This is a genomic window from Vibrio sp. TMPB1044 (assembly GCF_030442075.1).
Lineage (GTDB): Bacteria > Pseudomonadota > Gammaproteobacteria > Enterobacterales > Vibrionaceae > Vibrio > Vibrio satsumensis.
Window position 1 is genome coordinate 1 of the sequence record NZ_JAUJED010000087.1, and the last position, 673, is coordinate 673.

General features: G+C 47.4%; 1 protein-coding gene. It reads right to left on the bottom strand.

Annotated elements, in window-relative coordinates; translation table 11 throughout:
* The coding region (locus QQ041_RS23700; RefSeq protein ID WP_285955186.1) for a hypothetical protein at positions 1-449 on the bottom strand (449 nt) is incomplete at its 3' end.
* Between the last annotated feature and the right edge of the window lie 224 nt (positions 450-673).

Consider the following 673-nt stretch of genomic DNA (forward strand, 5'->3'; position numbering starts at 1 on the left):
GTCACAAAGCGCAACGCTGGAAACACAGACCCGTAAGTGGTGTACATAATGATGTGATCCACTCGCTCGTGAAGAAACCATTCACCAAAGCCAGCGCCATTTAATTCGATGAAAAAGTCACGGATTTCATGGAAAGCAAAACGACGCGACACCAATTGCGGAAACTGCTGCTTGATAGCGTCAACGAACCCTTGGTCTTTTAACGCGGCGATATCAGCCAGTTGCTCTGGCGACTGACGACGACTGAACATTTTCAAACGCTGGATTTTGGAGACAAAATCAGACTTACTTTTCACCTCATCACGACACTTTTTGACTTGATAGCGCAACTTCAATACTGCCAAAGGACTAGAGATATCATTTTTTGGTGAGCTTTCGTGCCCCAGCGGCGAAACGCTGGTCGATGAATTTGAATTAGAGAGAGTTGGGGTTGAGTTTTGTTGCGCCATGAGAGTTTCCTTTCTGTTTGAGTATCACTTTTCGGAGCCGCTTGGCTGTCCGCTCTCTCAACATCGTTCTGCTTTGCAAGGGCGCGCAGCGGCGAAGCCTCCCTTGAAAAACAGGTTGTGGGGAGAGACGGTTAACAGCCTGCGAACCCGAAAATGAGGCGAGTGAAAGAAATCGGCGCATAAGAAAACAAGCCCTTATTCGAACTTATTCAAAGACAGAGAGA